At 71.8% G+C, this 22,227-nt stretch carries 19 protein-coding genes; 12 read left to right on the top strand and 7 right to left on the bottom strand.

Annotation, left to right across the window (positions count from 1 at the left end):
• Positions 1 to 3: 3 nt before the first annotated feature.
• Positions 4 to 1,065: an ABC transporter ATP-binding protein gene (locus ACFYMU_RS06550; protein ID WP_388368736.1), complete on the top strand. Its 1,062-nt coding sequence runs from the start codon at positions 4 to 6 to the stop codon at positions 1,063 to 1,065.
• Complete coding sequence (locus ACFYMU_RS06545; protein WP_388368733.1) at positions 1,058 to 2,206, top strand: ABC transporter ATP-binding protein; 1,149 nt, start codon at positions 1,058 to 1,060, stop codon at positions 2,204 to 2,206. Before ACFYMU_RS06550 ends, ACFYMU_RS06545 begins: the two co-directional genes overlap by 8 nt.
• Positions 2,207 to 2,381: 175 nt before the next feature.
• Here the strand turns inward: ACFYMU_RS06545 and ACFYMU_RS06540 are convergent, their stop codons facing one another.
• The 6 genes from ACFYMU_RS06540 to ACFYMU_RS06515 all read right to left on the bottom strand — a co-directional run bounded on the left by ACFYMU_RS06540 (position 2,382) and on the right by ACFYMU_RS06515 (position 9,183).
• Entirely contained in the window at positions 2,382 to 3,362 is a 981-nt protein-coding gene (locus ACFYMU_RS06540; protein ID WP_388368730.1) for an oligopeptide/dipeptide ABC transporter ATP-binding protein, read from the bottom strand.
• Positions 3,359 to 4,360 carry an ABC transporter ATP-binding protein gene (locus ACFYMU_RS06535; protein WP_388368727.1) on the bottom strand — a complete coding sequence of 334 codons (1,002 nt, stop codon included), beginning with the start codon at positions 4,358 to 4,360 and terminating at the stop codon, positions 3,359 to 3,361. Before ACFYMU_RS06535 ends, ACFYMU_RS06540 begins: the two co-directional genes overlap by 4 nt.
• Positions 4,357 to 5,280 carry an ABC transporter permease gene (locus ACFYMU_RS06530; protein WP_388368724.1) on the bottom strand — a complete coding sequence of 308 codons (924 nt, stop codon included), beginning with the start codon at positions 5,278 to 5,280 and terminating at the stop codon, positions 4,357 to 4,359. The genes ACFYMU_RS06535 and ACFYMU_RS06530 overlap by 4 nt, the downstream gene beginning before the upstream one ends.
• Positions 5,277 to 6,296, bottom strand: a complete 1,020-nt coding sequence (locus tag ACFYMU_RS06525) for an ABC transporter permease (protein ID WP_388368721.1) — start codon at positions 6,294 to 6,296, stop codon at positions 5,277 to 5,279. Before ACFYMU_RS06525 ends, ACFYMU_RS06530 begins: the two co-directional genes overlap by 4 nt.
• Entirely contained in the window at positions 6,289 to 8,151 is a 1,863-nt protein-coding gene (locus ACFYMU_RS06520; protein ID WP_388368718.1) for an ABC transporter substrate-binding protein, read from the bottom strand. The genes ACFYMU_RS06525 and ACFYMU_RS06520 overlap by 8 nt, the downstream gene beginning before the upstream one ends.
• Positions 8,152 to 8,418: 267 nt before the next feature.
• Positions 8,419 to 9,183 carry a class I SAM-dependent methyltransferase gene (locus ACFYMU_RS06515; RefSeq protein WP_388368715.1) on the bottom strand — a complete coding sequence of 255 codons (765 nt, stop codon included), beginning with the start codon at positions 9,181 to 9,183 and terminating at the stop codon, positions 8,419 to 8,421.
• 147 nt (positions 9,184 to 9,330) lie between these two features.
• On the opposite strand from ACFYMU_RS06515, the gene ACFYMU_RS06510 reads away from it, so the two are divergent.
• From ACFYMU_RS06510 to ACFYMU_RS06485, 6 genes are all read left to right on the top strand, one after another.
• A complete protein-coding gene (locus ACFYMU_RS06510) occupies positions 9,331 to 9,843 on the top strand; it encodes a DinB family protein (protein WP_388368713.1) in 513 nt (170 codons plus the stop codon).
• A 260-nt stretch (positions 9,844 to 10,103) separates the two neighbouring features.
• Entirely contained in the window at positions 10,104 to 11,726 is a 1,623-nt protein-coding gene (locus ACFYMU_RS06505; protein ID WP_388368710.1) for an ABC transporter substrate-binding protein, read from the top strand.
• 33 nt (positions 11,727 to 11,759) lie between these two features.
• Positions 11,760 to 12,683 carry an ABC transporter permease gene (locus tag ACFYMU_RS06500; RefSeq protein ID WP_388368708.1) on the top strand — a complete coding sequence of 308 codons (924 nt, stop codon included), beginning with the start codon at positions 11,760 to 11,762 and terminating at the stop codon, positions 12,681 to 12,683.
• A complete protein-coding gene (locus ACFYMU_RS06495) occupies positions 12,676 to 13,683 on the top strand; it encodes an ABC transporter permease (protein ID WP_388368705.1) in 1,008 nt (335 codons plus the stop codon). The genes ACFYMU_RS06500 and ACFYMU_RS06495 overlap by 8 nt, the downstream gene beginning before the upstream one ends.
• 5 nt (positions 13,684 to 13,688) lie before the next feature.
• On the top strand, positions 13,689 to 14,669 hold the full coding sequence (locus ACFYMU_RS06490; RefSeq protein WP_388368702.1) for an ABC transporter ATP-binding protein: 981 nt from the start codon (positions 13,689 to 13,691) through the stop codon (positions 14,667 to 14,669).
• Entirely contained in the window at positions 14,656 to 15,759 is a 1,104-nt protein-coding gene (locus ACFYMU_RS06485; protein ID WP_388368698.1) for an ABC transporter ATP-binding protein, read from the top strand. The genes ACFYMU_RS06490 and ACFYMU_RS06485 overlap by 14 nt, the downstream gene beginning before the upstream one ends.
• Before the next feature lie 202 nt (positions 15,760 to 15,961).
• Here the strand turns inward: ACFYMU_RS06485 and ACFYMU_RS06480 are convergent, their stop codons facing one another.
• A complete protein-coding gene (locus tag ACFYMU_RS06480) occupies positions 15,962 to 18,082 on the bottom strand; it encodes a prolyl oligopeptidase family serine peptidase (protein ID WP_388368695.1) in 2,121 nt (706 codons plus the stop codon).
• A gap of 205 nt (positions 18,083 to 18,287) precedes the next feature.
• On the opposite strand from ACFYMU_RS06480, the gene ACFYMU_RS06475 reads away from it, so the two are divergent.
• The 4 genes from ACFYMU_RS06475 (at position 18,288) to ACFYMU_RS06460 (ending at position 22,201) form a co-directional block, all read left to right on the top strand.
• Entirely contained in the window at positions 18,288 to 18,482 is a 195-nt protein-coding gene (locus tag ACFYMU_RS06475) for a hypothetical protein (protein WP_171142976.1), read from the top strand.
• Between the two features lie 50 nt (positions 18,483 to 18,532).
• On the top strand, positions 18,533 to 19,495 hold the full coding sequence (gene mshB / locus ACFYMU_RS06470) for an N-acetyl-1-D-myo-inositol-2-amino-2-deoxy-alpha-D-glucopyranoside deacetylase (RefSeq protein ID WP_388368692.1): 963 nt from the start codon (positions 18,533 to 18,535) through the stop codon (positions 19,493 to 19,495).
• Positions 19,492 to 19,911 (top strand): DUF6113 family protein, encoded by a 420-nt coding sequence (locus ACFYMU_RS06465; RefSeq protein WP_388368689.1) that lies wholly within the window; start codon positions 19,492 to 19,494, stop codon positions 19,909 to 19,911. The genes mshB and ACFYMU_RS06465 overlap by 4 nt, the downstream gene beginning before the upstream one ends.
• Before the next feature lie 226 nt (positions 19,912 to 20,137).
• Complete coding sequence (locus tag ACFYMU_RS06460) at positions 20,138 to 22,201, top strand: hypothetical protein (protein ID WP_388368686.1); 2,064 nt, start codon at positions 20,138 to 20,140, stop codon at positions 22,199 to 22,201.
• Positions 22,202 to 22,227: the final 26 nt, after the last annotated feature.

Raw genomic sequence — 22,227 nt, 5'->3', positions numbered from 1 at the left:
TACGTGACCATCATCGACCCGACGGACGCCGTCCCGGCTCCGCGATCCGGCGACGGCGAGAAGAACGGCCCGCTGCTGGAAGTGCGCGACCTGCACGTCGAGTTCCAGACCCGTGAGGGCCTGGTGAAGGCCGTCAACGGCGTCAACTACTCGGTGGACTCCGGGGAGACGCTCGCCGTGCTCGGCGAGTCCGGCTCCGGCAAGTCCGTGACGGCGCAGGCGATCATGGGCATCCTCGACATGCCCCCGGCCCGCATCCCCAAGGGGGAGATCCGCTTCTACGGCCAGGACATGCTCACGATGTCCGCCGAGGAGCGGCGCAAGCTGCGCGGCGCGCAGATCGCGATGATCTTCCAGGACGCGCTGTCCGCGCTCAACCCCGTGCTCAGCGTGGGCTTCCAGCTCGGTGAGATGTTCCGCGTCCACCAGGGGCTGTCCCGCAAGGAGGCCAAGGCCCGGGCCGTCGAGCTGATGGACCGGGTGAAGATCCCGGCCGCGGCGGCCCGAGTGAACGACTACCCGCACCAGTTCTCGGGCGGTATGCGCCAGCGCATCATGATCGCCATGGCGCTCGCCCTGGAGCCGGACCTGATCATCGCCGACGAGCCGACCACGGCCCTCGACGTGACCGTCCAGGCCCAGGTGATGGACCTGCTCGCGGAACTCCAGCGCGAGTACCGGATGGGCCTGATCCTCATCACCCACGACCTCGGTGTCGTGGCGGACGTCGCCGACAAGATCGCGGTGATGTACGCGGGCCGCATCGTGGAGACGGCGCCGGTGCACGAGCTGTACAAGCGCCCGGCCCACCCCTACACCCGCGGGCTGCTGGACTCGATCCCGCGCCTGGACCAGAAGGGCGAGGAGCTCTACGCGATCAAGGGCCTGCCGCCCAACCTGCTGAAGGTGCCCACCGGCTGCGCCTTCAACCCGCGGTGCGAGAGGGCCCAGGACATCTGCCGCACCGAGCTTCCGCCGCTGGTCCCGGTGACCGAGCGGGACGGAACGGAACTGCCCGGCCGCGCCAGCGCGTGCCACTTCTGGAAGGAGACGATCCATGGCTGACCCGACCAAGGCCGCCGAGCCGACGGACGCGACGCCGAACGTCTCCGAGGTGGAGGTGGCCGACGTGCACTCCGAGGAGGAGGCCGTCGCCGCGCTGGAGGCGCACGTCGACCGGGGCGAGCCGATCCTGCAGGTGCGCGATCTGGTCAAGCACTTCCCGCTGACCCAGGGCATCCTCGTCAAACGCCAGATCGGCGCGGTGAAGGCCGTCGACGGCATCTCGTTCGACCTCTACCAGGGCGAGACCCTGGGCATCGTGGGCGAGTCCGGCTGCGGCAAGTCGACGGTCGCCAAGCTGCTGATGAACCTGGAGCGGGCGACGGCCGGCGAGATCTTCTACAAGGGCCAGGACATCACCAAGCTGTCCGGCAAGGCCCTCAAGACGGTCCGGCGCAACATCCAGATGATCTTCCAGGACCCGTACACCTCGCTCAACCCCCGCATGACGGTGGGCGACATCATCGGGGAGCCGTTCGAGATCCACCCGGAGGCGGCCCCGAAGGGCGACCGGCGCAGGCGGGTCCAGGAACTGCTGGACGTCGTCGGCCTCAACCCCGAGTACATCAACCGCTATCCGCACCAGTTCTCGGGCGGTCAGCGCCAGCGCATCGGCATCGCCCGCGGTCTGGCGCTCAACCCCGAGGTCATCATCTGCGACGAGCCGGTCTCCGCGCTGGACGTGTCGGTCCAGGCGCAGGTCATCAACCTGATGGAGCGCCTCCAGGACGAGTTCAACCTCTCCTACATCTTCATCGCGCACGACCTGTCGATCGTCCGGCACATCTCGGACCGCGTCGGCGTGATGTACCTCGGCAAGATGGCCGAGATCGGCACGGACGAGCAGATCTACGAGCACCCGACGCACCCCTACACCCAGGCGCTGCTGTCGGCGGTCCCGGTGCCGGACCCGGAGGCCCGTGAGCACCGGGAGCGGATCATCCTCACCGGCGACGTGCCGTCCCCGGCCAACCCGCCGTCGGGCTGCCGCTTCCGCACCCGCTGCTGGAAGGCGCAGGACAAGTGCGCCGTGGAGCTTCCGCTCCTCGCGGTCCCCGAGCGGTTCAAGGACGCGGACTCCCCGGCGGCACACGAGTCGGCGTGCCACTTCGCCGAGGAGAAGGACGTCGTGCACGCGGTCTGACGGATCCCCGGACCACCCGGTTCCCGGCCCCTCGTGAGAGGCGCCGGGAACCGGCTTTTCCGGCCCGGCCCCGGGATCGCGGGCGCCGCAGGACCGACGGGCTCGCCCACGCCGCGGGACCGACCGGGTTCGTCGGCGCCGCAGAACCGGCCGGGATCGCCGGCGCCGCGGGACCTCACACGGCGACCCGTGCCCAATGGCAGGCCACCTGCGCCCCGCCGCCACCGCCCAGCACCTCCGGGTCCTGCGTCCGGCACGCCTCCGCCACGCCCGCCCGTTCCGCCTCACCGCGCGCCAGGAGCTGGCAGCGGGGGTGGAAGCGGCAGCCGGAGGGGATGCGGGAGGGGTCCGGAGGCTCGCCGGTCAGGACCACCGGATCGCCCGGCGACTCCGGGAGCACCGACAGCAGGGCCCGGGTGTACGGGTGCCGAGGGGCCGTCAGGACCTGCTCGACGTCACCCGTCTCCACGATCCTGCCCAGGTACATCACCGCGACCCGGTCGGCGACGTTCCACGCCAGGCCCAGATCGTGCGTCACCACCAGGGCGGACAGCCCCAGTTCGTCGCGCAGGCGAAGCAGCAGGGCCAGGATCTCGCCGCGCACGGAGGCGTCGAGCGAGGCCACCGGCTCGTCGGCGACGATCAGCTCCGGTTCCAGGACCAGGGCCCCGGCGATGACCACGCGCTGACGCTGGCCCCCGGACAGCTCGTGCGGGAAGCGGGGGAAGAAGCGTTCCGCAGGCCGCAGGCCCGCCCTGGACAGGGCCCGGGACACCGCCGCCCGCTCGTCCCCGTCGTACCGGTGGATGCGCAGCCCCTCCGCCACCGCGTCGTACACCGTGTGCCGGGGGTTCAGCGATCCGCTCGGATCCTGGAGCACCAGCTGGACCCGTCGGCGATACGCCTTCAAGGCCCGCGAGGAGTACTCCAGCGGCCGGCCCGCGAAGCCGACGCTCCCGGCGGTCGGCTGCACCAGGCCGAGCAGAGCGCGCGCCAGCGTCGTCTTGCCGCAGCCCGACTCGCCGACCAGTGCCACGATCTCCCCGGGGCGGATGTCCAGTTCGACGCCGTCCACGGCGCGGGCCGGTGCGGCGCCGTGCCTGCCGGGGAAGACCACCTCGAGTCCCGACGCGCTCAGCAGCGGTGAGGCCGTCATGGTGTGCTCCTCACCTCCTCGGTCGCCGCGGCGGCATCGGTGGCGGCCGACTGCGGCACATGCACGCAGGCCGCCCGCCGCCCCGGGCCGGCGTCCCGCAGCGGCTGGTCATGGGTGGCGCATCCGTCCAGGGCGGCCGGGCAGCGCGGGTGGAAGGCGCAGCCGGACGGCAGGTCGGAGGGGTCGGGCGGGTCGCCCGCCAGGCCACGCGGGGCGTACCGGGAGGCCGGGTCGCCGATCCGGGGAAACGCGGCGGACAGGGCGGCGGCGTACGGGTGCCGGGCGTCCTCGTGGACCTGCCGGGCGGGGCCCTCCTCGACCACCCGGCCCGCGTACATCACCGCGAGCCGGTCGCAGGTCTCGGCGAGGACCGCCAGATCGTGGCTGATCAGGATGAGGCCCATGTCCTTGTCGGCGACGAGCTGCCCGATCAGCCGCAGAATCTGCGCCTGGATCATCACGTCGAGGGCCGTCGTCGGCTCGTCGGCGATGATCAGCCGGGGATCGCAGGCCAGCGCCATGGCGATCATGACGCGCTGCCGCTGCCCGCCGGAGAGCTCGTGCGGATACGCGCCCGCCCGCGCGGCCGGCAGGCCCACCCGCTCCAGCAGCGCACCGGCCCTCCGCCTCGCCTCGGCCGCGGTCGCCCCGCGGTGCAGCAGGATCGGCTCGGCGATCTGGTCGCCGACCCGGTGCACGGGATTGAGGGAGTGCATCGCGCCCTGGAAGACGACGGAGGCTCCCGCCCAGCGGACCGCCCGTACCCGCCCCCACCGCATCGTCAGCACGTCCTCGCCGTCCAGCAGGACCTGCCCGCCGACCCGGGCGCCGGCCGGCAGCAGCCTGAGCAGCGCCAGCGCCAGCGTGGACTTCCCGCAGCCGGACTCGCCGGCGAGACCGAGCTTCTCTCCCGCCTCCAGGGCGAGGTCCACGCCCCGCACGGCGGCCGCCCCGTCCGCGTAGGTCACCTCGAGGTCCCGGACCTCCAGCAGTGTCAACGGGCCACCCCCAGCCTGGGGTTGAGAACGGACTCCACCGCGCGCCCGCACAGCGTGAACGCGAGGGCGACGGCGGCGATCGCGAGGCCCGGCGGGACCAGGTACCACCAGTCGCCGGAGCTGACCGCTCCCGCCTCGCGTGCGTCCTGGAGCAGGCCGCCCCAGGACACGACCGTCGGATCGCCCATGCCGAGGAAGGCCAGCGTCGCCTCGGCGAGGATGGAGGAGGAGATCATCAGGGTCGTCTGCGCCAGTACCAGGGGCATCACATTGGGCAGCACGTGCCGCAGCATGATGTGCCCGTGGCCGCCCCCGAGCGCCCGCGCGCGCTCGATGTAGGGCCGTGACTCCACCGCCAGGGTCTGCGCCCGCACCAGCCGGGCCGTGGTCGGCCAGGACGTCACGCCGATCGCCACGACGACCGTGCCGAGGGAGCGGGACATGACGGTGGCGAGCGCGATGGCGAGGACCAGCGTCGGCATCACCAGGAACCAGTCCGTGATCCGCATCATCACGGTGGCGTACGCGCCCGGGAAGTGCCCGGCGGTGATCCCGACCAGCGCGCCGATCGCCACGGACAGCACCGCCGCGAGCAGCCCGACCAGCAGCGAGACCCGCGAGCCCCAGACCACCAGGCCCAGCAGATCACGCCCGAACCGGTCCGTGCCCAGCGGGAACGCGGCGCCGGGAGGCTCCAGCGGCCGTCCCGGCGCACCGGTCACGCCGGCGACGTCGGAGCCCACGGTCAGCGGCGCGGTGAGCGCCACGAGGGTGAAGAGGACGAGCACGGCCAGGCCCACGAGCCCGGCACGGTGCGTGCGGTACCGCGCCCAGAACCGGGCCGCCGAGCGGCGGCGGCGCTGCCGGGCGAGCGCACGCGAGTCCGCTTGCGCCGCCGGGGGAGTGGCTTCACCGGTCATCGGGCCACCCGGGGGTCGAGCAGCGGATACATCAGGTCGGCCAGCGTGTTCATCAGGATCACCGCCGCGGCGAAGACGAAGAACAGCCCTTGCACCAGGGGCAGGTCGGGCACGCTCAGCGCCTGGTAGAAGAGCCCGCCGAGGCCCGGCCAGGAGAACACCGTCTCCACGAGGATGACCCCCGCGACCGTCCGGCCGAGGTTGACGAAGACCAGCGTCACGGTCGGCAGCAGCGCGTTCGGCACGGCGTGTCTGCGCCGGACCAGATCGTCCCTGAGGCCCTTGGCGCGTGCGGTGGTCAGATAATCGCTGCCCATCTCGTCGAGCAGTGCCGAACGGGTCACCAGCAGCGTCTGCCCGTACTCGACCGCGACCAGTGTGACCACCGGAAGGACCAGGTGGTGGGCGACGTCCACGACGTACGCGAAACCCTCCGTCCCGCCCGATTCCATGCCGCCCGTCGGGAACAGGCCCGGGACCGGGCCCGCGCCCACCGCGAACACGATGATGAGCAGCAGGCCCAGCCAGAACGACGGGATCGAGTACAGGACCAGTGCCAGGCCGGTGTTCAGCCGGTCGCCGAGCCGTCCGTGGCGCCAGGCCGCCCGGGTGCCGAGGACCATGCCGAGCACCGTGTAGAGGACGAACGCGGTGACGGTCAGCAGCAGGGTGTTCGGCAGCGCCTCGGTGATCTTGTCGACGACGGGCTCCCGGAACTGGTACGAGGTGCCGAGATCTCCCGTGAGCGACTTGCGGCAGTAGTCCGTGAACTGCTCCCACATCGGCAGATCCAGGCCGAACTCCCTGCGGTAGGCGGCCAGTTGCTCCGCCGACACCGGACGGCCGCCCGTCATGAACTTCACCGGGTCGCCGGGGATCAGCCGGAACAGGAAGAAACTGGTCACGAGCACGGCGAGCAGCGAGAAGACCGCGCCTCCCGCCTTGCCCGCCGCGTACCGCAGGTAGGCGACCTGGGTCCGGGACCGCGGGGTCCCGGCCGCCGCGACGCTACTCACGGTCCTCGGCGGTCGCCCGGCGGCGCAGGGCGACGAACACCCCGGCGCCCGCGAGGATCACCGCGCCCGCGGCGATGCCGACGACGACCCCGGCGGAGGAGGAACCGCCCGAGGAGCCCGCGGAGCCCGCCGGGACGGCGGACCACCAGCTCCAGTATCCGTCCTGGCCGTAGATGTTGCCCGCCTTCTCCGGCATGGTGGTGATCGACCTGATCTGGTCCGTGCGGTACGCCTCGACCGCGTTCGGGTACGCCATGACGTTCATGTACCCGAGGTCGTACAGCCGCGACTCCATCTGCTTGACGAGGTCCGCCCGTTCGGCGGAGTCGTACTCCGCGAGCTGCCGCGCGTAGAGCGCGTCGTACTGCTTGTCGCAGATGAAGTCGTCGGTCGCGCCCGTGGCCTTCGGGGTCGCCGGGAGCGCCGCGCAGGTGTGGATGGAGAGGACGAAGTCCGGATCGGGGTTGACGGACCAGCCGTCGAACGCGAGGTCGTACCGTCCGGCGAGCCAGGGGTCGGTCACGTTGTCCAGGCAGTCGAGCCTCATCCCGATGCCGAGCTTGCCCCACCATTCCCTGAGGTACTGCCCTATGGCCTTGTCGTTCGGGTCGGTGGCGTGGCAGAGAACGCGGTAGGTGATCGGCTTGCCGTCCTTGCCGATCCGTTTGCCGTCGCCGTTTTTCTTGTAGCCCGCCTCGTCGAGGAGCCGGGCGGCCTTTGCCGGGTCGTAGGCGAGTTCCTGGTCCGCGGCCGGCTTCCAGAAGTACGAGGAGAAACGCGGTGGGATGTACCCCTCGCCCCGGACGGCGTGGCCCTGGAAGACCTTGTCGAGGAGCACCGTGCGGTCGACGGCCATGAACAGCGCGTGCCGCACCCGCACGTCCAGCAGCGAGGGGTGCCCGTCGCCGAACCTCTCGCCGTTCCCGGCCCGCGCGCCGGGGTTGGTGGCCAGCGCGTAGAAGCGCCGGCCCGGCGCGTCGTTCACCTTGATGTTCTTCTGGTTCCCGAGCGCGCTCGCCTGGGCGGGCGTCAGGCCGCTGACGAAGGAGACCTCGCCCTTCTGCAGGGCCGCGACCGCCGCGTCACCGTCCTTGTAGTACTTGAAGACCAGTTCGTCGAACTGGGGAGCCCCGCGCCAGAAGTTCTTGTTCGGCTCGAGGCGGACATAGCTGTCGGCCTTGTAGCCGGTGAGGACGAACGGTCCGTTGCCGACGACGGGGAAGTCCCTGTCGTTGGTGAACTTCGAGATGTCCTTGACCTTCTCCCAGACGTGCCGGGGCACGATCGGCACGTCCAGCGCGGTCATCGTGGCCTGCGGCCTCTTCAGTTCGATGACCAGCTCGGTGGGGCTGGGAGCGGTGACCTTCCGGAAGTTGGTGACGAAACTGCCGTTGGCGGTGGCGGCGCCCTCGTCGGTCATCATCTTGTTGAACGTCCAGGCCGCGTCCTGTGCGGTGGCCTGCCTGCCGTCCGACCACCTGGAATCGGAACGGATGGTGTACGTCCAGGTCAGTTTGTCCGGCGAGGACTTCCACGCCGTGGCCAGACCGGGAACGACGTGGGCATCCTTGGGATCGTAGTTGGTCAGGTACTCGTACATCAGCCGGTGGATGCTCGTGCTGACCAGGCGGCTGGCGAGGAACGGGTTCAGCGAGTCGACGCTCTGGGCGACGGCGACGGTGAGGACCGTCTTCTCCTTCGCCACGGCCTGCTGGGGCGCGGGACCGAGCGGCGACGCGAGAGCGGCCAGGAGGGTCAGGGAGGCGGCACTCGCTGCGGCTGGGAGCCGGACCGTACGGAAGCGCGGACTGCCCGGGCGCGAACGCCCTCCGGCATGCTGCTCTGGCGTGCTCATCGATCGTGACCTCGCGTCATCACTCGCACCATGGATGGCTTGTCGCACTGCCTGACCGGCTCGGGCCGGGTGTCGTCAGCGGGGATGGATGAGTGTGTCTATCAGCGCCGATCTGCGCGCGTCAACCATGTGTGTACCCCATGTGGCCTGGGAAAATGCCGAGTTGGCGCCAGGTGCGGCAGATATTGGTCCACACCTGTGAAGCCACCCTGGTGGCGGCCTGACGGCGGTACTCCGACGCATCAGGACCCCTCGCCCCCCACCTGATCAGAACTCCGGACGGGCCGCGGGCTCCCGGGCCGGCCCGGCCACGGTGATGATCTCGGGGCTCGTGGGGGTGAGCGGTTCCCGCCCCCAGTCCCCGTACTGCTCGACGACCGCGAGTCCGGCCCCGGCCAGGAAACGGGACAGGTCCTCGGGCCCGAGGAAGCGCAGGGTGCTGCGGCTGACCCGGGAGCGCTCCCAGCCGGTGCCGTCGAAGGTCTCGGTGAACGTCACCCGGTCCCCGTGCACCGGCGTCTCCACCTCGTGCCGGACGCGTACGACGCCGCCGTCGCCGCACGGCACCTCCCGCACCCGGTCCGGGGTCCACGCCGCCCAGGCGCGGGCGGCCGGGTTCCGGGTCTCGAAGACGAACCGCCCGCCCCCGGTGAGGGCCTCGCGCACGGCGCCCAGGCCCAGGCGTAACTCCTCGTCGCCCACCAGCACCTGGAAGGCGTGCCCGGTCATCACGACCAGATCGAAGGCGTCCTGCCAGCGCCGGGAGCGCAGGTCGCCCAGCACCCACTCCACACCGGGGGCGCGGCGCCGTGCCTGCACGAGCATCGCGGCGGCCGGATCGAGCCCGCACAGCCGTCCGTCGTGCCCCTTCTCCCGGGCCCGGGCCAGCAGCGCGCCGGTACCGCACCCGACGTCCAGCACGCTGTGCGCGGACATCACCAGCCCGAGGTAGAAGTCGTCACTCGGGCCCCACGGATTGAGGCTGTCGTACAGCCCGGCGAGGGCTGCATCGGTGAACGCGCGATCGGCCATCGAGGCAGTGTTTCACGTCCGTCCCGCGCCAGGACGGACATGACGTGGACTGTACCGGGACTTTGTCGAACCCCGCCGCCCACCCGTCCCGGGGCCCGGAACCATATTCGTTCGACATCCGGTCACCGGTTCGGGATGCTCCGTTGGATGACGCGAACCGACACGCCTCCCGCCTGGGACGAGCGCACACAGCTGACCACCTTCCTGGACTACGTACGCGCCACCGCCGTCGCCAAGTGCGAAGGTGTCTCGCCCGAGGACGCCGTGCGGGCGCCGCTGCCCGACTCGCCGCTGATGACCCTGTGCGGATTGATCGCTCATCTGCGCTGGGTGGAGTACTTCTGGTTCCATGTGATGTTCCTCGGCGAGCCCGACGAGGGCCCGCTGGCCCAGGCCACCGAGGACGACCCCGACCCGGAGATGCGCCTGGCCGTCGACGTCCCCCTGCCGCAACTCCTCGCCGAGTACGAGGAGCAGAGCGCCCGCTTCCGCGACCTGGTCGCCGCCCACGACCTCGACACCGGGGCCCAGCGCACCTTTCGCGACGGCCGGCAGTTCGACCTGCGCTGGATCGTGCTCCACCTCATAGAGGAGACGGCCCGTCACAACGGCCACCTGGACATCGTCCGCGAGCTGCTCGACGGCACGAAGGGTGCCTGAGCCGCCGGAACGCGGGGAGGCCGACTGACGCCTCGGCCGTCACCGGCCTGTCGGCGGTGGCGGGAGGCCGGTCCCGCCGGGCCGTGGTGACCCCTGGAGGCCCCGCGCCTCGTGCCCCGGGCCCCCGGTGTTGCCTGCCATCCGAATGACGCGCCCCCTCCGACGGTGGGGATGAAGGGGTGTGATGTCCGCCGAGCGGCGATATTGGCCGGTAACGGACAGCGCCCGGCGCCGGGACGGCGCCCTCGGAGGAGGCACCCATGCGTGGAGCCAGGCACGCCAGGTGGGCGGCGGCCGCCGCGGCGGCCGCGCTCGCGACGGCCGCCTGCGGCGGGGGCGCGGACGCCGGGAGCGTTCCCGGAGTGCTCAGCTCCTCCTGGGGTGACCCGCAGAACCCGCTGGAGCCGGCCAACACCAACGAGGTCCAGGGCGGCAAGGTCCTCGACATGGTCTTCCGCGGGCTGAAGCGGTACAACCCCAGGACCGGGGCGGCCGAGAACATGCTCGCCGAGAGGATCGAGACCTCCGACTCACAGACCTTCGCCATCACCGTCAAGGACGGCTGGAGGTTCAGCAACGGGGAGCCCGTCACCGCCGCCTCCTTCGTCGACGCCTGGAACTACGGCGCCGCTCTGCGCAACAACCAGAAGAACGCGTACTTCTTCGGCTACATCGAGGGGTACGACAAGGTGCACCCGGACACCGGCACCCAGACCGCCGACACCCTCTCCGGGCTCCGGGTGACCGGCCCCCGCACCTTCACCGTCAAGCTCGGCCAGCGCTTCTCGGGGTTTCCCGACACCCTCGGCTACGCGGCCTTCGCCCCGCTGCCCAGGGCGTTCTTCGACCACCACGCGGCCTGGCTGAAGAGGCCCGTCGGCAACGGCCCGTACCTCGTGCGCTCGTACACCAGGGGCTTCCTGATGTCCCTCAGGCGGTGGGACGGTTATCCGGGCGAGGACAAGGCCCGCAACAACGGGGTGGACCTGAAGGTCTACACCGACAGCAACACCGCCTACACCGATCTGACGGCGGGCAATCTCGACCTCGTCGACGACGTGCCCGCGGCCCAGCTGAGGAACGTCAAGGCCGACCTCGGCGACCGGTACATCAACACCCCGGCCGGCATCATCCAGACCCTCGCCTTCCCCTTCTACGACCCGAGATGGAACAGGCCGGGCACGGAGAAGGTCCGTACGGGCCTGTCCATGGCGATCGACCGCGAGGAGATCACCCGCACGATCTTCCACGGCACCCGCACGCCGGCCACCGACTGGACCTCCCCGGTGCTCGGCGCGCAGGGCGGTTTCAAGGACGGGCTGTGCGGCGACGCGTGCAGGTACGACCCGGGCCGGGCCAGGAAGCTGGTCCGGCAGGGCGGCGGACTGCCCGGCGGGCAGGTCAGGATCACCTACAACGCGGACACCGGCTCGCACCGGGAGTGGGTGGACGCCCTGTGCAACTCGATCAACAACGCGCTGGGCGACGACCGGGCCTGCGTCGGCAACCCGATCGGCACCTTCGCCGACTTCCGCGGCCGGATCGGGCGGCACCGGATGCCGGGACCGTTCCGGGCCGGCTGGCAGATGGACTACCCGCTCATCCAGAACTTCCTGCAGCCGCTCTACTACACGGGCGCCTCCTCCAACGACGGCACGTGGTCCGACCAGGACTTCGACCGGCTCGTCGACCAGGCCAACGCCCAGACCGACCAGGCCGCGTCCGTGCGGCTGTTCCAGCGGGCCGAGGAGGTCCTGCGCGACCACATGGCCGCCATCCCGCTCTGGTACCAGAACGGCAGCGCCGGCTACTCCGCACGCCTCTCCCACGTGGCACTCAACCCGTTCAGCGTGCCCGTCTACAACGAGATCAGGGTCGGCTGAGCCACCGGCCGCCCCCCGACCCCCGGAGGCCCCATGGGACGGTACGTCGTCCGGCGCCTGCTGCAGATGATCCCGGTCTTCGTCGGCGCCACCCTGCTGATCTTCCTCATGGTGAACGTGATGGGCGACCCCGTCGCGGGCCTGTGCGGGGAGCGGCAGTGCGATCCCGCCACGGCCGCCCAGCTGCGCCGGGAGTTCGGCCTCGACCAGCCCGTGTGGCGGCAGTACCTGACCTACATGGGAAACGTCGTCACCGGCGACTTCGGCACCGCCTTCAACGGGCAGGAGGTCACCGAGCTGATGTCGACGGCCTTCCCGGTCACCCTCCGGCTGACCGTCGTCGCCGTGCTCTTCGAACTCGTCGCCGGGATCGCGCTCGGGGTGCTCACCGGTCTGCGCCGCGGCCGGCCCGTCGACACGTCGGTCCTGCTGCTGACCCTCGTCGTCATCTCGCTGCCCACCTTCGTCACCGGTCTGCTGCTCCAACTGCTGCTCGGCGTCCAATGGGGCTGGATCCGCCCGTCGGTCCCCCCTCAGGCCGCCTTCGGCGACCTGATCGTGCCCGGACTCGTCCTCGCGTCCGTCTCCCTCGCCTACGTCACCCGGCTGACCCGGACCTCCATCGCCGAGAACAGGCGGTCCGACTACGTCCGCACGGCCGTCGCCAAGGGGCTCCCGCGCCGCCGTGTGATCACCCGGCATCTGCTGCGCAACTCGCTGATCCCCGTCGTCACCTTCATCGGCACCGACATCGGCGCCCTCATGGGAGGCGCGATCGTCACCGAGCGGATCTTCAACATCCACGGGGTCGGCTACCAGCTCTACCAGGGGATCCTCCGGCAGAACACGCAGACGGTCGTCGGCTTCGTGACTGTGCTCGTCCTCGTCTTCCTGGCCGCCAACCTGCTCGTCGACCTCCTGTACGCCGTACTCGACCCGAGGATCCGCTATGCGTGAGCAGCCGCACGAGCCCGAAGGGGCCATCGCCGCAACCGGCATGGGGGGAGGCATGGACCTCGCCGCGAGCGAGGCGGCCACCCTGGAGCGGCGGCCGTCCGCCGCCTCGGGCGGACCCGTGCCCGAAGGACCGAAGGGCGCGGCAGAGCGCACCAGGGCCCGCTCCCTGTGGTCCGACGCCTGGCACGACCTGCGCCGCAACCCCGTCTTCATCGTCTCCGGGCTCGTGATCCTCTTCCTCGTCGTCATCTCCCTGCGGCCGTCCCTCGTCGCCTCCGGCAACCCCCTCGACTGCCACCTGTCCAAGGCCCAGGAGGGCTCGGGGCCCGGCCATCCGTTCGGGTACGACGGCCAGGGCTGCGACGTCTACACGCGCACCGTCTACGGGGCCCGCACCTCCGTGACGGTCGGGGTGTGCGCCACGCTCGGCGTCGCGCTCCTCGGCTCGGTCCTGGGCGGACTCGCCGGGTTCTTCGGCGGGGGGTGGGACTCGGTCCTGTCCCGGGTCACCGACGTCTTCTTCGCGATCCCCGTCGTCCTCGGCGGTCTGGTGCTGCTGTCCGTGGTGACCAGCAACACGGTCTGGCCGGTCATCGGGTTCATGGTGCTGCTCGGCTGGCCGCAGATCTCCCGCATCGCCCGCGGCTCGGTCATCACCGTGAAGGAGAACGACTACGTGCAGGCCGCCCGCGCGCTCGGCGCCTCCCCCTCCCGCATCCTGCTGCGGCACATCGCGCCCAACGCCGTCGCGCCGGTGATCGTGGTGGCGACCATCGCGCTCGGCACCTACATCGCCCTGGAGGCGACCCTGTCGTATCTCGGCGTCGGACTGAAACCGCCGAGCGTGTCCTGGGGGATCGACATCTCCGCCGCCTCCCCCTACATCCGCAACGCCCCGCACGCGCTGCTGTGGCCCTCCGGCGCCCTCGCGGTCACCGTGCTCGCGTTCATCATGCTCGGCGACGCGCTGCGCGACGCCCTCGACCCGAGACTGAGGTGACGGCCGTGCTGCTCGAAGTGCGTGATCTGCACGTGGAGTTCCGGACGAGGGACGGGGTCACCGAGGCCGTGGGCGGTGTCGGCTACGCCGTGGACGAGGGCGAGACCCTCGCCGTGCTCGGCGAGTCCGGCTCCGGCAAGTCCGTCACCGCGCAGGCCGTCATGGGAATCCTCGACACGCCGCCCGGCAGGATCACCCGCGGTGAGGTCCTCTTCCAGGGGCGGGACCTGCTCACCCTGAAGGAGGAGGAGCGGCGGAGGATCCGCGGCGCCCGGATGGCCATGATCTTCCAGGACGCGCTGTCCGCCCTCAACCCCGTGCTCACCGTCGGCGACCAGCTCGGCGAGATGTTCGTCGTGCACCGGGGGATGAGGAGGAAGGACGCCCGCGCCAGGGCCGTCGACCTCATGGACCGGGTCCGTATCCCGGCCGCCGCGCAGCGCGCACGGGACTATCCGCACCAGTTCTCCGGCGGCATGCGCCAGCGCGTCATGATCGCCATGGCGCTGGCCCTGGAGCCCGCGCTGATCATCGCCGACGAGCCCACCACCGCCCTCGACGTCACCGTCCAGGCGCAGGTCATGGATCTGCTCGCGGAACTGCGGCGCGAGTACCGCATGGGCCTCGTGCTCATCACCCACGACCTGGGCGTCGTCGCGGACGTCGCCGACCGGATCGCCGTCATGTACGCGGGCCGGATCGTCGAGTCCGCCCCTGTGCACGACGTCTACCGGGCGCCCGCCCACCCCTACACCCGGGGCCTGCTCGACTCCGTCCCGCGCCTCGACCGCAAGGGCCGGCAGCTGAGCGCCATCAAGGGCCAGCCGCCGAACCTCGCCGGCATCCCGCCCGGCTGCGCCTTCCACCCCCGCTGCCCGCTGGCCCGGGACGTGTGCCGGACCGAGGTGCCGCCGCTGTACGAGGTCTCCGAGGGCAGGGTGAGCGCCTGCCATTTCTGGAGGGAGTGCCTGCATGGCCGGGGCTGAGCCGATCCTGGAGGTGAGCGGGCTGGTCAAGCACTACCCGCTCACCCGGGGCGTCCTCTTCAAGAAGCAGACCGGCGCGGTCAGGGCGGTCGACGGCGTCGACCTCGCCCTCGGCCGGGGCGAGACCCTGGGCATCGTCGGCGAGTCCGGTTGCGGCAAGTCGACCCTGGCCCGGCTGCTGGTCAGCCTGGAGGCACCGACGGCCGGTTCGATCAGGTACAAGGGCGAGGACGTCACCGGCCTGTCCGGGCGCGCGCTCAAAAGGATGCGGCGCAACATCCAGATGGTGTTCCAGGACCCGTACACCTCCCTCAACCCCCGTATGACCGTGGGCGACATCGTCGGGGAGCCCTACGAGATCCACCCCGAGACGGCACCCAAGGGGGACCGGCGGCGACGGGTGCGGGACCTGCTCGACGTGGTCGGGCTCGATCCTGACTACGTCAACCGCTATCCGCACCAGTTCTCGGGCGGTCAGCGCCAGCGCATCGGCATCGCCCGGGGACTGGCGCTGCGCCCGGAGATCATCGTCGCCGACGAGCCGGTCTCCGCGCTCGACGTGTCCGTGCAGGCCCAGGTGATCAACCTGATGGCGCGGCTGCAGGACGAGTTCGGCCTGTCGTACGTCTTCATCGCGCACGACCTGTCGATCGTGCGGCACATCTCCGACCGGGTCGCGGTGATGTACCTCGGGAGGATCGTGGAGAGGGGCAGGGACGCGGAGATCTACGATCACCCGACGCACCCCTACACCCAGGCGCTGCTGTCCGCGGTGCCCGTGCCCGACCCGGGGGCACGGGAGCGCCGGGAGCGGATCCTGCTCAGCGGCGACGTGCCCTCCCCGACGGACATCCCCTCCGGCTGCCGCTTCCGCACACGCTGCTGGAAGGCGCGGGAGCGGTGCGCCCTGGAGGTGCCGGCGCTCGCGGTGCCCGAGCAGTTCCGCTCCGCGACGGGGCCGGCCTCGCACGACTCGGCGTGCCACTTCGCCGAGGAGAGGCGGCCGGTGCCGCCGCGGGATCCGGGGCGGGATCCGGGGCGGGATCCGGGGCGGGATAAGGAGCGGGATCCGTCGGAGGAGTCCGCATAACACCGCAAAGCCGAACAAAGTTCGTTAACACGCAGGCAACTTGACCGACGCGGTTCCGATATACGGACGCAGCACAGTGAATGGCGTACGGCCGTGCGGGTGCCGTAGTGAACGGGCCGGGGTGCGCCATGTCACCCCGGCCTGTTTCTTGCGTCTCTTGCGCCTGGACCGGCGCCGCGGTGATCCGGGGGAGTCCTTCGGCTCAGCCCGTGTGGAGAGCGCGCTGCAGGAAATCCCGCTGGAGCAGCAGCAGGTTCTCGGCGACCGTTTCCTGCGGGGTCATGTGGGTGACCCCGGACAGCGGCAGCACCTCGTGCGGGCGGCCCGCGGCCAGCAGGGCGGAGGACAGGCGCAGCGAGTGCGCCACCACCACGTTGTCGTCCGCGAGCCCATGGATGATCATCATGGGCCGGGCCGGCTCCGCGGCGTCCACCAGGCCCGCGTCGTCGATCAGGGAGTTGCGACGGTAAACGTCGGGCTGCCGGTCCGGGTGCCCCAGATAGCGCTCCTGGTAGTGGGTGTCGTACAGCCGCAGATCCGTCACCGGGGCGCCGACCACGGCGGCGTGGAACACGTCCGGGCGGCGCAGTACCGCGAGCGCCGCCAGATAGCCGCCGAAGGACCAGCCGCGGATCGCGACCCGGCTCAGATCGAGCGGGAAGTCGCCGGCCAGGGCGTGCAGCGCGTCGACCTGGTCCTGGAGCACGACCGCCGCCAGTTCGTCCTTCACCGCCTTCTCCCAGGCGGGGGAGCGGCCCGGGGTGCCCCGCCCGTCCGCGACGACCACCGCGAAGCCCTGGTCGGCGAACCACTGCGAGGTCAGCATCGGATTGTGGGCGGCCACCACGCGCTGTGCGTGCGGGCCGCCATAGGGGTCCAGGAGGACCGGCAGGGAGGTGTCACCGGAGTAGTCCGTAGGCATAAGCACGGCGCATGGAATTCGGCGTGCGCCCCCCTGGGTCAGCGTGACGCGCGGGGACAGACCGGGATGTTCCGCATAGGACGCCACGGTCCCCACCGGCTTGCCGTCGCGCAGCACCTGCACCTGGGCGCCCGCGCGGTCGGGCACCGAGGACACCAGCACGGTCACGCCCCCGGCCCGCACCGCCGAGTGCACGCCGGGACCCTGCGACACGCGCTCCACGCCGAGTTCGTTCACGCGGTACACATGGACCTCGCCGATCTCCGGGGCGGCGGCCGCCTCGCCCGCCGACGCCGAGACCAGCACGTCGTCGGCGGACACGTCCAGCACCGCCCGTACGTGCAACTGCGGTCCCGTCAGAGGCCGTTCGCCCACCGTCAGGACGCGCGCGCCGCCCTCGTCGGCGATCCGGACCAACTGTCCGGAGGGGCTCCAGCACGGCACCCCAGGGAAAAGTTCAAGCCAATGTGGATCTTCATCGGCATGCACCATCCGGGTCGCCCCGGTGTCCGGGTCCACGGCGAGGTAGAGCAGGCTGCGCTGGTCGCGCGCCTGCACCAGGATCAGCGGGGCACCCGCCGCTGACCAGTGCACACGCGCCAGATACGGGTAGCAGGACCGGTCCCAGACGACCTCCGTGCGCACCCCGTCGAGGCCCAGCACGAACAGGCGCACGTCCGCGTTGTCGGTGCCGGCCGCCGGATAGGCGACCGCCTGCGGCCGCCGGTCCGGATGCGCCGGATCGGAGATCCACCAGCGGCGCACCGGCGAGTCGTCCACGCGCGCGACAAGCAGCCGGTCGGACTCCGGAGACCACCAGAAGCCCCGCGAGCGGTCCATCTCCTCGGCCGCGATGAACTCGGCCGACCCGTAGGAGACCGACTCGGATTCCGGCTCCGCGAGCACCCGGTCGCCCTCGCCCTCGGCGCCGGTCACGCGCAGCGCGCCCCGGGTGACGTACGCGATGTGCCGCCCGTCGGGGGCCGGACGCGGGTCGACCACCGGTCCGGGGACGGGCAGTTCCCGTGTCGTGCCCGCGCGCAGCTCCGCCGTGAAAAGCCGCCCTGACAACGCGAAAGCCGCCAACTCGACGGCGGCGTCGGTGGCGTAGCCGACGATGCCGGCGCCGCCCTCGCGACTGCGTTCCCGGCGGGCGCGCTCCTCGGGCGGCAACTGCTCGGTGGCGCCCCGGAGGAGCGTTTCCGGATCGGCCGCCACGCGCTCGGCGCCGTCCGCCGTGTCGAGGACCCCCAGCCGGTGCGCCCGGTCGGTCCCGGACGAGGACCTCAGGAACACGACACGGGAACCGTCGGGTGCGACGGTGAACGCGCGCGGCGCGCCGAGCGTGAACCGCTGGGTCCGCGCGTGCCGTCGGGGGAAGGAAGCAGGCTCGGTCGTCATGCCACGACCATATTGGCCATGCGCCCCCTTGTGCGGCCGTGCGCCGATCGATGCGCGCGTACGGATAGTTATGATCACTAGCGCATCGTGGGTATGAACCCGCTGGCATCTGTGTGGAGGCGTCCTGCGTGGATGTTTCCGCACGGATTCGTTGCCCCCATAGTCCGACCCCCGCGCCCCTGTGGATCTTTGGAGGTGAGCCGCCGTGGCACTCTCGATTTCGGCGGTGGTGCTGCTGGCGATCATCGTCTTCCTTCTGGTCAAGAAGTCAGGCTTGAAGGCCGGGCATGCCGTCGTGTGCATGCTGCTCGGGTTCTACCTCGCCTCCTCGACCGTCGCCCCGACGATCAGTGAGCTGACGACCAACATCGCGGGGATGATCGGGAGCATCAAGTTCTGACCCCGGCCTGGTAGGGCCCGCGGCGCCGCTCGCCTCGTAGGGTGGACGCCATGACGGATCTGCCCTCCCCGGGCCGCCGGCCGGGGGAATCCCCGCCCGGCCCCGCCCGGCGTCTGCTCCTGGTGCACGCGCACCCGGACGACGAGTCGATCAACAACGGCGCGACCATGGCCAGGTACGCGGCCGAGGGCGCCCGGGTGACGCTGGTGACCTGCACCCTCGGCGAGGAGGGCGAGGTCGTCCCGCCCGAGCTCGGGCATCTCGCGCCCGACCGCGGCGACGCCCTGGGACCGCACCGCGCCGCGGAACTGGCCGCCGCGATGCGCGAACTCGGGGTCACCGACCACCGCCTCCTCGGCGGACCCGGGCGCTACCGCGACTCCGGGATGACGGGCACCCCGCCGAACCACCGCCCCGGCGCCTTCTGGTCCGCCGACCTCGACGAGGCGGCCGGCCACCTCGTGGCCGTCGTCCGGGAGGTCCGGCCCCAGGTGCTGGTCACCTACGACCCGAACGGCGGCTACGGCCACCCGGACCACATCCAGGCCCATCGCGTCGCCATGCGCGCCGCCGGGCTGGCCGCCGACCCCGGCTTCCGGCCGGACCTCGGGGCGGCCTGGGAGATCACCAAGATCTACTGGAACCGGGTTCCGCGCCCGGTCGCCCTGGCCGCGTTCGCGCGGCTCGGCGAGGTGCTCGACAGCACGCCCTTCACCAAGGCCGCGGCCGTCGACGACGTCCCCGGCGTGGTCGACGAGGCGGTGGTCACCACGGAGATCGACGGTACGGCGTTCGCTGCCGCGAAGGCTGCCGCGATGCGGGCGCACGCCACGCAGATCCAGGTCGCCGAGCCGTGGTTCGCCCTCTCCAACGCCTTGGCGCAGCCGCTGTTCACCACGGAGTACTACGAACTCGTGCGCGGCGAGCGAGCCGAGACCGGAGTGTCCCCGGCCGGAGCGTCGGCGGGTGCCGGGCACCGGGAGACGGACCTGTTCCAGGGAGTGACCCCATGATGTCGACGGGCAGGCAGCCGAACGCGCTCGCACAGCCGCCGGGACTGCCCTCGGGCGGGCGGATCGCCGCGTACCTGGGCCTCTTCCTGCTGGGTGCGGTGGTCGGCGCGGCGGGCGGCCTCGTGCAGTCCGGCTGGTTCCCCGGCGGTCTGCTGCTCGCGCTCGCCGGCGCGGCCGGCCTCTTCACCGGCGGCGCCCTGGCCACCGGGGTGCGGGCCGGGGCCCTCGCGCCCGCCGCCGGCTGGATGATCGCCGTGGTCCTGCTCACCGCGAGCCGCCCGGAGGGGGACTTCCTGTTCGGAGCGGGCCTCGGCTCGTACCTCTTCCTGCTCGGCGGCATGGCCGTCGCTGTGATCTGCGCCACGTTCGCCCCGGGGCGGCGATCCGGCGGCTCCGGCGCCCGACTTGGCAACTGACGTACCACTTCGTCTCCGGGGGCGCGGGATGTCCGCCCGCGAAACGCGGCGCCTGCGTGGGGGTCCGGTGCGGGTTTCCCCGACGGACGCGGTCTACGGGCCCCGAGCGGCCAGTATGGTGGTGCGCGCCGCCGAGCCTCCCCCAAGTTCTCGGCTTCGCTCGAGCGGGGGGAACCCCACCTGTTGAGGTCGAAACAGGCGGTGGAGCCAACTGGGAGAACGTGCCTTGAGTCGTGAAACTGACAGTTCGTCCGCCGGGCCCAACGGCCGCGGCGGTGCCGCTTACCCGTCGGGGACGCCGCCGTATGGAACCCCCATGGCTTCCGAGAGCGGCCTCGACGCGAGCCGTGCGGCCGGGCAGCCGGAGGAGCGCAGGACCGAGACCACGCTGACGACCCGGATCCGGATCAACATCCCCGGCTCGCGGCCCATTCCGCCGGTCGTGGTGCGCACCCCCGTCGCGGGGGCCGAGACCGCGGACGACGCGGGCGGCGAGGTCCAGGCCCCGCCGACCAGCCCGGTGAGCGCGCTCAGCGCCCTGGACACCTCGGCCGAGCCCGCCGCGCAGGCCGAGGAGAAGACGAGCGACTGGTTCGCGCCCCGCAAGCCCGCGCCCGCCAAGGGACAGCCGGGCGGCGGTTCGACCAACGGCGCCGGCGTGCCCGGCGCTTCGGGCATACAAGGCGCCAACGGAGCATCGGGCGCGCCGGGAACCCCGGGCGCACGGCCCGGAGGCGGCGCGGGCCCCCTCGGCGCACGCCCCGGCGGCACGAACGGCCGGGGACTTCCGAGCGCCACCGCCGCGGGACCCGTCGCGCCCGGCCACGGCGGCGGCACCGGCTCCTTCGACGTCTCCGACGCGGTGGCGGCCAGCACCGCCTCCTTCCCGGCCATCGGCGCCGACGACACCGATCCCCGCCGCGACGACCTGCCCTACTTCACCGAGACGGGCCGGGGCGGCCCCTCCGGACCCACCGCGGGCCCCGTCACCGGTACCGGACCCGGCGCCCCCGGCACGAGCCCCGGCGGGCCGGGTCTCCTGCCGCCCGGCGCCGGCGCACCGGGATCCGCCGCGGCCCAGGGCCGGCCCGGCGGCGGGCTCAGCGACGACACCGCGATCCTCACCCCGCAGAAACCGGCCCCCGAGCCGGGCGGCCCGGGCTTCGGCGCCCCCGGCGACAACGTCTCCGGGCACACCGTCACCAGCGGCATCCCCGTCGTCCCGCCCGGCGCCCAGATCGGGCCCTTCCCGGGCGCCCACCCCGACGGCCCGGTGCCGCACACGCCCCCGAAGCTGCCCGACCCGCCCAAGGCCCAGAACTCCACCGCCGCCCGGCCGGCCAAGAAGAAGGGCCGCAACAAGCTGGTGCTCCTGGTCGGCGGCGTCTTCGTCGTCGCGGGCATCGTCTACGGCGCCGGGCTGCTGATGAACCACTCCGACGTGCCCAAGGGCACCACGGTCCTCGGCGCCGACATCGGCGGCGGCACCCGCGACGAGGCGATCCAGAAGCTCGACGCCGCGCTCGGGACACGCACGAACAAGCCGCTGCAACTGTCGGTCGACGGCAAGACGGTCGCCCTGCGGCCCGACCAGGCGGGTCTCCAGCTCGACAGCAAGGCCACCGTCGCCGCCGCCGCGGAGAGCGACTACAACCCCGTGTCGGTGATCGGCTCCCTGTTCGGGCAGCAGCGCGTCGTCGAACCCGTGATGCCCGTCGACGAGGAGAAGCTCCAGGCGGCCCTGGAACGCGCCGCGGGCGGCTCCGGCTCCATGACCGAGGGCACGATCAGGTTCGAGTCCGGCAAGGCCGTCGCCGTGTACGGCAAGGCGGGCAAGGGCATCGACGTGAGTGCCTCGACCGCGGCCGTCGAGCAGGCGTACCGCACCCAGGTGGAGACCGGCGCCGGCACCCCCGTGAAGGTGCCCACGACCACCCGGCAGCCGACCGTCTCCGACGCCGAGGTCGACCGGATGATGAAGGCGTTCGCGGAGCCGGCGATGTCGGGGCTCGTGACGGTGCGGACGGACGCGGCGCACGCGGTGCTGATGAGCCCGCAGAAGTCGCTGTGGAAGTTCCTCAGGGTGGCGGCCGTCGACGGCAAGCTGGTGGACAAGCCCGACCTGGCCGCCCTGAAGACCCTCTACGGTCAGACGTTCGACGGTGTGCTCATCGCCCGGGCCAACGGCCAGAAGACGCCCGTGACCCCCCAGGACGTCTACGGTGCCCTGCGCCAGGCGCTGACGAGCAAGACCGACCGGGTCGCGGTCATCGACACGAACCCGAGCTGAGCGCGCTCCGCCGGACGTCCGGCGGA

This window comes from Streptomyces sp. NPDC007264 (genome assembly GCF_042869095.1).
Lineage (GTDB): Bacteria > Actinomycetota > Actinomycetes > Streptomycetales > Streptomycetaceae > Streptomyces.
The sequence above is the reverse complement of the archived record's forward strand: the minus strand, read 5'-3'. Positions and strand labels throughout refer to the sequence as shown.

Coding starts and splice junctions, on each gene's coding strand:
- mshB (WP_388368692.1), top strand. CDS start 18,533: ATGACGGATCTGCCCTCCCCGGGCCGCCGGCCGGGGGAATCCCCGCCC.
- ACFYMU_RS06545 (WP_388368733.1), top strand. CDS start 1,058: ATGGCTGACCCGACCAAGGCCGCCGAGCCGACGGACGCGACGCCGAAC.
- ACFYMU_RS06480 (WP_388368695.1), bottom strand. CDS start 18,082: ATGACGACCGAGCCTGCTTCCTTCCCCCGACGGCACGCGCGGACCCAG.
- ACFYMU_RS06510 (WP_388368713.1), top strand. CDS start 9,331: ATGACGCGAACCGACACGCCTCCCGCCTGGGACGAGCGCACACAGCTG.
- ACFYMU_RS06500 (WP_388368708.1), top strand. CDS start 11,760: ATGGGACGGTACGTCGTCCGGCGCCTGCTGCAGATGATCCCGGTCTTC.
- ACFYMU_RS06530 (WP_388368724.1), bottom strand. CDS start 5,280: ATGACCGGTGAAGCCACTCCCCCGGCGGCGCAAGCGGACTCGCGTGCG.
- ACFYMU_RS06520 (WP_388368718.1), bottom strand. CDS start 8,151: ATGAGCACGCCAGAGCAGCATGCCGGAGGGCGTTCGCGCCCGGGCAGT.
- ACFYMU_RS06540 (WP_388368730.1), bottom strand. CDS start 3,362: ATGACGGCCTCACCGCTGCTGAGCGCGTCGGGACTCGAGGTGGTCTTC.
- ACFYMU_RS06485 (WP_388368698.1), top strand. CDS start 14,656: ATGGCCGGGGCTGAGCCGATCCTGGAGGTGAGCGGGCTGGTCAAGCAC.
- ACFYMU_RS06515 (WP_388368715.1), bottom strand. CDS start 9,183: ATGGCCGATCGCGCGTTCACCGATGCAGCCCTCGCCGGGCTGTACGAC.
- ACFYMU_RS06465 (WP_388368689.1), top strand. CDS start 19,492: ATGATGTCGACGGGCAGGCAGCCGAACGCGCTCGCACAGCCGCCGGGA.
- ACFYMU_RS06495 (WP_388368705.1), top strand. CDS start 12,676: ATGCGTGAGCAGCCGCACGAGCCCGAAGGGGCCATCGCCGCAACCGGC.
- ACFYMU_RS06505 (WP_388368710.1), top strand. CDS start 10,104: ATGCGTGGAGCCAGGCACGCCAGGTGGGCGGCGGCCGCCGCGGCGGCC.